9 protein-coding genes are annotated in these 8,591 nt (G+C 69.8%); 2 read left to right on the forward strand and 7 right to left on the reverse strand.

Annotated elements, in window-relative coordinates; genetic code table 11:
• Positions 1-16 precede the first annotated feature (16 nt).
• Positions 17-2,536 (reverse strand): MFS transporter, encoded by a 2,520-nt coding sequence (locus tag ACFWI9_RS29870; RefSeq protein ID WP_387167040.1) that lies wholly within the window; start codon positions 2,534-2,536, stop codon positions 17-19.
• 134 nt (positions 2,537-2,670) lie between these two features.
• A complete protein-coding gene (locus tag ACFWI9_RS29875) occupies positions 2,671-3,120 on the reverse strand; it encodes a MarR family winged helix-turn-helix transcriptional regulator (RefSeq protein WP_387167042.1) in 450 nt (149 codons plus the stop codon).
• 203 nt (positions 3,121-3,323) lie between these two features.
• On the opposite strand from ACFWI9_RS29875, the gene ACFWI9_RS29880 reads away from it, so the two are divergent.
• The gene (locus tag ACFWI9_RS29880) at positions 3,324-3,551 is read left to right on the forward strand and encodes a hypothetical protein (RefSeq protein ID WP_387167045.1); all 228 of its coding nucleotides are present in this window, start codon (positions 3,324-3,326) and stop codon (positions 3,549-3,551) included.
• Positions 3,552-3,621: 70 nt separating this feature from the next.
• On the opposite strand, the gene ACFWI9_RS29885 is transcribed toward ACFWI9_RS29880, so the two are convergent.
• From ACFWI9_RS29885 to ACFWI9_RS29905, 5 genes are all read right to left on the reverse strand, one after another.
• On the reverse strand, positions 3,622-4,407 hold the full coding sequence (locus ACFWI9_RS29885; protein ID WP_387167048.1) for a hypothetical protein: 786 nt from the start codon (positions 4,405-4,407) through the stop codon (positions 3,622-3,624).
• An 83-nt stretch (positions 4,408-4,490) separates the two neighbouring features.
• Positions 4,491-5,486 (reverse strand): RNA polymerase sigma factor SigF, encoded by a 996-nt coding sequence (locus tag ACFWI9_RS29890; protein WP_387167051.1) that lies wholly within the window; start codon positions 5,484-5,486, stop codon positions 4,491-4,493.
• Between the two features lie 235 nt (positions 5,487-5,721).
• Complete coding sequence (locus tag ACFWI9_RS29895; RefSeq protein ID WP_387167054.1) at positions 5,722-6,639, reverse strand: RNA polymerase sigma factor SigF; 918 nt, start codon at positions 6,637-6,639, stop codon at positions 5,722-5,724.
• 300 nt (positions 6,640-6,939) lie between these two features.
• Positions 6,940-7,233 (reverse strand): Dabb family protein, encoded by a 294-nt coding sequence (locus ACFWI9_RS29900; RefSeq protein WP_387167056.1) that lies wholly within the window; start codon positions 7,231-7,233, stop codon positions 6,940-6,942.
• A 24-nt stretch (positions 7,234-7,257) separates the two neighbouring features.
• Complete coding sequence (locus tag ACFWI9_RS29905) at positions 7,258-7,422, reverse strand: hypothetical protein (RefSeq protein WP_338671667.1); 165 nt, start codon at positions 7,420-7,422, stop codon at positions 7,258-7,260.
• Positions 7,423-7,869: 447 nt separating this feature from the next.
• Between ACFWI9_RS29905 and ACFWI9_RS29910 the strand changes: the two genes are divergently transcribed.
• A complete protein-coding gene (locus ACFWI9_RS29910; RefSeq protein WP_387167060.1) occupies positions 7,870-8,421 on the forward strand; it encodes a hypothetical protein in 552 nt (183 codons plus the stop codon).
• The last annotated feature ends 170 nt before the right edge of the window (positions 8,422-8,591 follow it).

Here is an 8,591-nt window from a genome sequence, read left to right on the forward strand (position 1 = left end):
CCGCACGGGGGTCTGGTCACTCGCCCGGGTGGGCGAGCGCGATGTCGTGGCCGTCGACTCCCTCGGCGGTGACCGTGAGGGCACCGGCCACCGGCGGGTAGCCCGTCGCGATCAGCGTGTACACACCCGCGTCCAGGTCGGCGAAGGCGTATGCCCCGTCGTCCCCGGTCGTCGTGACACCGACGACGGTCCCGGCGCCATCCACAAGGGTCACCCGCGCGCCGCCCAGCGGCCCGCGCGCGCCTGGTTCGCCACCGGCGCGGACCACGCCCTGGACCACGGCACCGGGCTGGAGGGCCGCCTCGATACGAGTCACGCCCTGGGTGGCGATGTCCACGGGGAGGGCCAGCGGCCGGAATCCGGCCGCGTTCACGGCGACCGTCACCGGACCGGGGGCCAGCTCCGCGAAGGCGAAGGCGCCGTCGGACGCCGATGTGCCGGTGGCGAGTACGTCCCCGCGCGCATCGGTGACGAACACCATGGCGCCCTCGATCGGTGCGCGATCGGCGGTGACGACGGTGCCCGTCAGTCCGCTCGTACCGCTGAGGGCGATGTCGATGGCGAGCGGCTCGCTGCCGAGGACCGCGGTGGTGGCTTCCGGCTGGAAGCCGTCCGCCGACGTGATCAGCACGTAGGTGCCGGCTTCCGGGGCGTCGAGCGCGTACGAGCCATCCGGATGGCTCACCGAGCGGCCGAGCTGCCGCCCGGCCAGCGAGATCAGGGTGACTGCGGCGCCGCTGAGCGGGGTGCCGTCACCGCCGCGCACGATTCCGTGCACGGTGATCCCGGTGCCGGTGGGGTGGGGTTCCACTGCCTGAGCCGGTATCACGACCGGGGCACCGGCACCGGCTGCCGCCGCCGGTTCGTCCAGCGGGCCTTCGCCGTCGCCTCCGCCTTCACTCTCGCTCCCGCCCTCGTTCTCCGCGGCGTCGGGCGCCACCGCCGAGGACTTCAGCGCCACCTCCTTGATGAACAAGGTCACCAGGAAGGCCAGCAGCGCGAAGGGAGCGGACCACAGGAAGACATCCGCCACGCCGTGCCCGTACGCGTCCTCGACGATGGTGCGCACCGGCGCCGGGAGGGCGTCCAGGTCGGGGATGCCTCCGCCACCGGTGCCGCCGTGGCCGAGGGCCGCGCCGCGCGGACCGAGGGCGGCGAAACCGTCCTCCACATAGTGGGTGACCCGGTTGGCGAGTACCGCGCCGAGTGCCGAGACACCGACCGCACCGCCCAGCGAGCGGAAGAAGGTGACCACGGACGAGGCGGCGCCGAGGTCCTGCGGGGCCACCTGGTTCTGGGTGGCCAGCACGAGGTTCTGCATCATCATGCCGAGACCGAGGCCCATGACGGCCATGAAGACGGCGATCCGCCAGTAGTCGGTGTCGTACCGGATCATGCCCAGCAGTCCGAGGCCACCGGTCACCAGCACACCACCGCTGACCAGCCAGGCCTTCCAGCGGCCGGTCTTGGTGATGACCATGCCGCTGACCGTGGACGAGATGAACAGGCCGCCGATCATCGGGATCGTCATCACGCCGGACATCGTCGGCGACTCGCCCCGGGCCAGCTGGAAGTACTGACTGAAGAAGACCGTGCCCGCGAACATCGCCACACCGACGAAGAGCGATGCCAGCGAGGCCAGGGTGATGGTCCGGTTGCGGAACAGCCGCAGCGGGATGATCGGGTCGCTCGCCTTGGCCTCGATGATCAGGAAGATCCCGCCCAGTGCCACGGCGCCGCCGGTCATGGCGTAGGTCTGCCAGGAGACCCAGTCGTACTTGTCGCCCGCGAAGGTCACCCAGATCAGCAGCAGCGAGACGGCGGCGCTGATGAAGAGGGCACCCGCCCAGTCGACCTTGACCTCGCGCTTCACGACAGGGAGCTTCAGGGTCTTCTGCAGCACGATCAGGGCGATCAGCGCGAAGGGCACACCGACGTAGAAGCACCAGCGCCAGCCGAGCCACTCGGTGTCGGTGATGACACCGCCCAGCAGCGGGCCACCGACGGTTGCGACAGCGAAGGTCGCCCCGAGGTAGCCGCTGTAGCGGCCCCGCTCACGCGGGGCGATCATCGCGGCCATGATGACCTGGGCGAGAGCGGTGAGACCGCCGACGCCGATGCCCTGGACCACCCGGCAGGCGATCAGCATTCCGGTGTTCTGGGACAGCCCGGCCACGACCGAGCCGCCCACGTAGATCACCAGGGCGATCTGCACCAGCAGCTTCTTGGAGAAGAGGTCGGCGAGCTTGCCCCAGAGCGGGGTGGTCGCGGTCATCGACAGCAGTGCGGCCGTGACCACCCACGTGTAGGCGGACTGGCCGCCGTCGAGGTCGGTGATGATCTGCGGGAGGGCGTTGGAGACGATCGTCGAGGACAGGATCGCGACGAACATGCCGAGCAGCAGCCCGGACAGCGCCTCCATGATCTGCCGGTGCGTCATCGGGGCTCCGGGGGTGTCCGCGTGCGCGGTACCGGCTTCGGTCGCGGTCTTGGCGTGGTGGCCGCCCCGTACACCGGTGGGTGTGGTCGTAGCCATGAACGTCCTTGGCTTTCTTGTCCGTGACGTGAGTGAGCGAGTGCGTGCGTCAGTCAGTCCGTCAGCTGGTCAGTCAGGTGGTGGTCAGTCAGGTGCCGGTCAGTCAGCCGTGTGCCGTACGGGTGGTGTACGGGTCATGCGGGCCGGGAGGCGCTCCGGCAGTCCCCGAGGGAGTCACGGAGCCGGGCCAGCAGCACGTTCAGCCGTCCGACGTCGTCGTCGGACCAGTCCCTGAGGGAGTGGGCGAACAGATCCGTGGTCCGGCGGCTGAGCTCGTCGAGCATGCCCTGGCCCTCGGGGGTCAGCCGGAGTATGCGGCTGCGCCGGTCATCCGGATCCGGTGCCCGCTCGATCCAGCCGCGGTCGGCCACGAGGGCCACATGCCGGCTGGTGACCGACATGTTCACGGCGAGCAGTTCGGCGAGCCGGCTCATCCGCATCTCGCCGTATCTGCCGAGGAGGGCGAGCACAGCCGCCGAGCCACTCGGGCATTCGACGGGCAGATGACGGGCGAGCTCGCGCTTCACGGCGCCGATGGCGCTGATCTGCCGTGCCAGCTCCTCGTACTGGCTGCGGTCGGCCATGGCTGCCATCCCCTCCAGATCTTGTTGCTTAGGGCAACCATAAAAGCCATTGGTTGCCGCAGGCAAACGAAAGCGAGGTTTCAGGGGTAAAGGAACACCAAAGGATTTGCAAATGCGAGACCGTTAAGATCATCGCGATCGGTGTGACCGACTGGTGGGCCTGGGCTTGGGCGGGCCGACCGGGTTCGCTAGGGTCCTGGACCATGGCACACAACCCCCAAGCCCCCCAGGGTCCCGAGGGCAACTACGACCCGGCGGGCAGTACGCAGATGTTCCGCGCTTTCGTCGACGAGGGTGCCCAGCCCGGCGGCGGCGGTCGCTCGGCGGGTACCGCGGCCACCGCGTCATCCGGTTCGCGGGTCGGTCTGATCATCGGCGTCCTGGCGGTCGTCGTGATCCTCGGCGCCGCGGCCTGGCTCGCCCTGGGCTGAGCAGGACCGGTTTCCTCAGGCGGGATCCCGCGCAGGCGGGCCTCGGACCGGATTTCCCGGACCGGTTTCCTCAGGCAGGGCCGTGACCGTCGAGGCGTACGTCCTGTGTCTCGATGTGCATACCGAGCGGCACTCGCCAGGCGTCCACGCAGACGGTGTATGTCCGCGTCCTGGTGGCCTTCGCCCCGATCGGAACCGGCAGCGGGTGCACGGAGTCGATTGTCGCCCAGTCGATGCCGAGTCCACCGATGATGTGTGTACCGAGGGTGACGGTGCCCGAGTCCGCAGGCGAGTCGCCGCTGTTCCGGAACGTCAGCGTCACCTTCTCGCACCAACGCTGATCCGTGCCGGCCCGCTCGGGGGCACTGACGCTCAGTACCGCCGGCCCCGGCGATGGCGCGGGAGTAGGGGCGGAGCCGCCAGGTTCCGAGCCGCCGGGTTCGGAGGGCGCGGGCGTGATCGTAGGCGTACGGGACGGCGTTCCGGCCCCACTGGGCCTGCCTGGGCGCGAGCCGGCGGTATCGGCCCCGGAGTCGGCGGCCCCCTGTCCCGTATGAGCGCTACGGCTCGCGGAAGGGGCCGGGGCCTCCGTTTCGGTCGGGGTGCCGCTCCTGCCGCCCGCGCCGGGCGACGGTGCCGCCCGGTCCAGCGGTACGAGCGCCACACTCCCGGACGGCCGCACCGGCCCGCGCGGCCCGTGGTCGGAGCCGGCTCCCGCGACTCCGACGGCGGCGTAACCCTTGCCCTGTCCGCCGCCTCCGCAGGCGGCGAGCGCTCCACCGAGGCAGAGCGCCAGCCCCGCGAGTCCGTATCCGACCAGTCGCCCCTGCTGTCGCCCCTGCCGCCGTCGTCGCATCGCGCCAGTGTGTCTGACGGGTCGTCAATGAGGAACCCCGGTGACCCGGGCAACCTCGCGAGAGGAACCCGGGCCCGCGGGACTCAGTCGCTGATGAGGCCCTCGCGCAGCTGTGCAAGGGTCCGCGTCAGCAGTCGCGAGACATGCATCTGCGAGATGCCGACCTCCTCGCCGATCTGGGACTGCGTCATGTTCGCGAAGAAGCGCAGCATGATGATCTGACGCTCACGCGGCGGGAGTTTGGCCAGCAGGGGCTTGAGGGACTCGCGGTACTCGACGCCCTCCAGCGCGCTGTCCTCATAGCCCAGGCGGTCCGCCAGGGAGCCCTCGCCGCCGTCGTCCTCGGGAGACGGGGAGTCGAGCGAGGAGGCGGTATAGGCGTTGCCGACGGCGAGGCCGTCGACCACGTCCTCCTCCGAGACGCCGAGCACCGCCGCGAGCTCGGGCACGGTCGGGGAGCGGTCCAGCTTCTGGGAGAGCTCGTCGCTCGCCTTCGTCAGGGCCAGCCGCAGCTCCTGGAGTCGGCGCGGCACCCGGACCGACCAACTCGTGTCCCGGAAGAAGCGCTTGATCTCACCGACGACGGTGGGCATCGCGAACGTCGGGAACTCCACACCCCGTTCGCAGTCGAAGCGGTCGATGGCCTTGATCAGGCCGATGGTACCTACCTGGACGATGTCCTCCATCGGCTCGTTGCGGCTGCGGAAGCGGGCCGCCGCGTAGCGCACCAGAGGCAGGTTGAGCTCGATGAGGGTGTCACGTACGTACGCGCGCTCCGGACTGTCCTTCTCCAGCGTGGCCAACCGCAGGAAGAGCGAGCGGGAGAGAGTGCGGGTGTCGAGCGCTCCCGGTGCCACGGGCGGCGGTTCGGGAGCCTGCTGGGGTGCCGGGGTGACGGCGGCCACCGGAGCGACGGAAGCCACCGGAGCGACCGGGGACTCGGGAGCTCCCGAGAGCGCCGGAGCCGGCGGAGCAACCGAAGCCACCGGGGCGGCCGGGGCCGGCACCGGAAGGACGTCGGGCGAGGGAGCGCTCAACGCGCGGGTGAGCACCTTCGAGCTGCCCTGTTCTACGGACATGCCACCCCCTGGAGGTCGCGGACGGTCGCGTGGGGCCGCGACCATCGGTGGAACGCAGCCTCCACCTGAATACCGGAGGCGGGGCCGCGGCAAACGCGGTTCCCGCAGAATGTCACATGTCGGCAACACGCTGTAGTGACTTGTCGACAACGCGCCATCAAATCCGGCCAGGAAAAAGGGGGTCTGCGGCTTTTGTGGCCCTCAAAGTGGGCTGAAAGGGTTCTACCCCTTTCGGTTAGGCCTCGATCCTGTTTGCGGATCTCAAACGGGCGAAACTTCGGGCGAGCAGCCGGGACACATGCATCTGCGAAACCCCCAGCTCCGCACTGATCTGGGACTGCGTCAGATTGCTGTAGTAGCGCAGCAGGAGGATCCGCTGCTCCCGTTCGGGCAGTTGTACGAGCAGATGGCGTACGAGGTCGCGGTGCTCCACGCCCGCGAGCGCCGGGTCCTCGTACCCGAGGCGATCCAGCAGGCCGGGGAGGCCGTCGCCCTCCTGGGCCGCCTCCAGTGAGGTCGCGTGGTACGACCGCCCCGCCTCGATGCAGGCGAGCACCTCGTCTTCGGAGATTTTCAGCCGCTCGGCGATTTCGGCGGTCGTGGGGGAGCGCCCATGAGCCGTCGTCAGGTCCTCGGTGGCGCCGTTGACCTGCACCCACAGCTCATGCAGCCGGCGCGGCACATGGACGGTCCGTACGTTGTCCCGGAAGTACCGTTTGATCTCGCCGACGACCGTGGGCATGGCGAACGTGGGGAACTGGACCCCGCGGTCGGGATCGAACCGGTCGATGGCGTTGATCAGGCCGATCGTGCCGACCTGTACCACGTCCTCCATGGGTTCGTTGCGGCTGCGGAAGCGGGCGGCGGCATAGCGTACGAGCGGCAGATTCGCCTCGATCAGTGCCGCGCGCACCCGTGAGTGCTCGGGGCTGCCCAGCTCCAGATCCTTGAGCTGGGCGAACAGCACCTGGGTGAGGGCCCTGGTGTCGGCGCCCCGGCGGCTCTGGGGCTTGCCGGGTCTGGTGGCGGCCTCGGTCCCGCCGTTCCCGTCGCTCCCTGTGTTCCCGGTGCTCTCGGTCTGTGTGGTGCTCGCACTGCTCGCACTGCTCGCACTGCTCGCGCTGTCAGTGGAGCTCTCGCTCTGGGGCGGCACTTGAGGCGCAGTATTGGCCGACACGGTCTCGCCACCCCTTCATCATTCGAACAGCGGATCGATCTCGGGCAACTCATCCGTCAAAAGCGGTCATAGCATCACAAGACATGTCCACTGTGTGCAAGCACCTCATAACTCCGTGTTGTGGGGCACGCTGGATAGGGGGTTCGGCCCCGGGGCGGAGACGGGGCGCAAAGGAGCGTGAGGAAGTACGGAAGCAGCACGGCAGAAGCGCGGCAGCACAAAGCGAGCCCCCCACCGCAGCGGTGGAGGGCTTTGGGCCGGGGTGCCGCCAGCGGCTCAGAACTCGTAGTCGGCGATCACCCAAGTGGCGAACTCGCGCCACTGTCCGGCTGCCGCCTGATGGGCCGGGTGCTCGATGTAGCGCTTCAGCGCGTCCTGGTCGACGACCGCCGAGTTGATCGCGAAGTCATAGGCGATGGGCCGGTCCGTGATGTTCCAGGCGCACTCCCAGAACTCCAGCTCGGGGATGAGGCCGCCGAGCTCCTGGAAGGCCCGCGCACCGGCGGCCACACGGGGCTCGTCGCGGTCGACGCCCTCGTTGAGCTTGAACAGGACCAGATGGCGGATCATGGGGGCGTTTCCTCCGGGCGTGACCTAGTTGACGAGTTCCGTCATGAAGTCGCCGACACCTTGAGCGGCGCTCGAAATCCCTTCGAACCCTATCTGGACGAGGTCAGCGGCGCGCTCGGGAGAGTTGATGATCGTGTACAGCACGAAGACGACGACTATGTAGAGCGCGATCTTCTTCGTTTGCACCATCGGTCCCTGTCTCCCCTGCGGTCCGCTGTGAAGTCGCGAGATCGAGATCGCGAAGTCGGGTGAGTCTAACCGAGGCCCTTCACAGAGCCCTTATGGACGAAGGTCCCGGAGATCAGGGCCCTTCGCCAGGCCCGGTAAGGCCGTCGGCGGGCGCAGCATGGAAGTACCCGACGGGCCCGGCAGGGGTCCCGAGGGCAAGGAGCCGACTCCCACAGCGGGGTCCCGCGCCGCGAGCTTCCCCCCGAGAGCGGCCCGGGTCCGGGCGGCCGGTTCTCATCGGGGGGAGCGGGCAGTCCCCCCGAGAGTCCGCTCCCTCCGGCCTCCTCTCCTCTCTCCTCCCCGGAAGCGCAGAGGCGGGCGAACGGCAACTGAAGTGAGGAAGGGCCCGGACCTGGGATGGCCGGGCCCTTCCAGCGCGTTCCGGCCGCTGGCCTAAGATCCGCGCTCATGGACGGCATAGGCGGGGGCTCCCCGCGTCAGTACGCAGGACACGACGTGTCGGTGGAGTTCGTGTACCGTCCGGCGCTCGCGGACATCGAGGGGGCGCTCCGTGCGCGCGCCTTCCGCACGCCGGCGGGCCGGGCTCAGCAGCTGCTGGCGCCGGTGCTCGCGGCGGTGGCCGCGGTTGTGTTCGGGGCGCTGCGAGGGGCCCCGGTGCTCGTGTGGATCATCTCGGCCGTGCTCTCCGCGGCGATCGGGTGCTGGGCCGTCCGGTGGGGGCTGCGCACCATGTCCCGCCGGATGTTCAGCATCCTGGAGCCGTACGGGGAGTGCCGGACGGTGGCCGACGAGCGCGGCGCCGTCACCACCGCGGAGCGGGCGTCCTTCTCCTTCGAGTGGACGGTGCACCGCGAGTACCTGGAGACGCCCGGTCTCTTCGTCTTGCTGGGCGGCGACCAGGCCTCCTCGGTCGGGGTGCTGCCCAAGCGGGGGGCACAGGGCCCCGAGGACGTGGACCGTGTCCGGGAGATCCTGGACCGGCACCTGAGGCGGCGTTAGCCGCCGGTGCCCGCCACGCGACACGGCACGATGGCGCGGCACGGCGACACGACGAAGGGGCCCCGCCCCCCCGCCCGCCCCCACGGGCTACTACCAGGGGCCGGGGGGTGGTCACCCCGCGGCTGGGAGGCCCCCCCCCCGAGGAGGGAGCGGCCGCGGCCGCCCCGCGC

This window comes from Streptomyces sp. NPDC127084 (assembly GCF_042724175.1).
Lineage (GTDB): Bacteria > Actinomycetota > Actinomycetes > Streptomycetales > Streptomycetaceae > Streptomyces.

Bases quoted from the DNA above. Each gene is read 5' to 3' on its own strand.
- ACFWI9_RS29870 (WP_387167040.1), bottom strand. From the start codon at position 2,536: ATGGCTACGACCACACCCACCGGTGTACGGGGCGGCCACCACGCCAAG.
- ACFWI9_RS29875 (WP_387167042.1), bottom strand. From the start codon at position 3,120: ATGGCCGACCGCAGCCAGTACGAGGAGCTGGCACGGCAGATCAGCGCC.
- ACFWI9_RS29880 (WP_387167045.1), top strand. From the start codon at position 3,324: ATGGCACACAACCCCCAAGCCCCCCAGGGTCCCGAGGGCAACTACGAC.
- ACFWI9_RS29885 (WP_387167048.1), bottom strand. From the start codon at position 4,407: ATGCGACGACGGCGGCAGGGGCGACAGCAGGGGCGACTGGTCGGATAC.
- ACFWI9_RS29890 (WP_387167051.1), bottom strand. From the start codon at position 5,486: ATGTCCGTAGAACAGGGCAGCTCGAAGGTGCTCACCCGCGCGTTGAGC.
- ACFWI9_RS29900 (WP_387167056.1), bottom strand. From the start codon at position 7,233: ATGATCCGCCATCTGGTCCTGTTCAAGCTCAACGAGGGCGTCGACCGC.
- ACFWI9_RS29905 (WP_338671667.1), bottom strand. From the start codon at position 7,422: ATGGTGCAAACGAAGAAGATCGCGCTCTACATAGTCGTCGTCTTCGTG.
- ACFWI9_RS29910 (WP_387167060.1), top strand. From the start codon at position 7,870: ATGGACGGCATAGGCGGGGGCTCCCCGCGTCAGTACGCAGGACACGAC.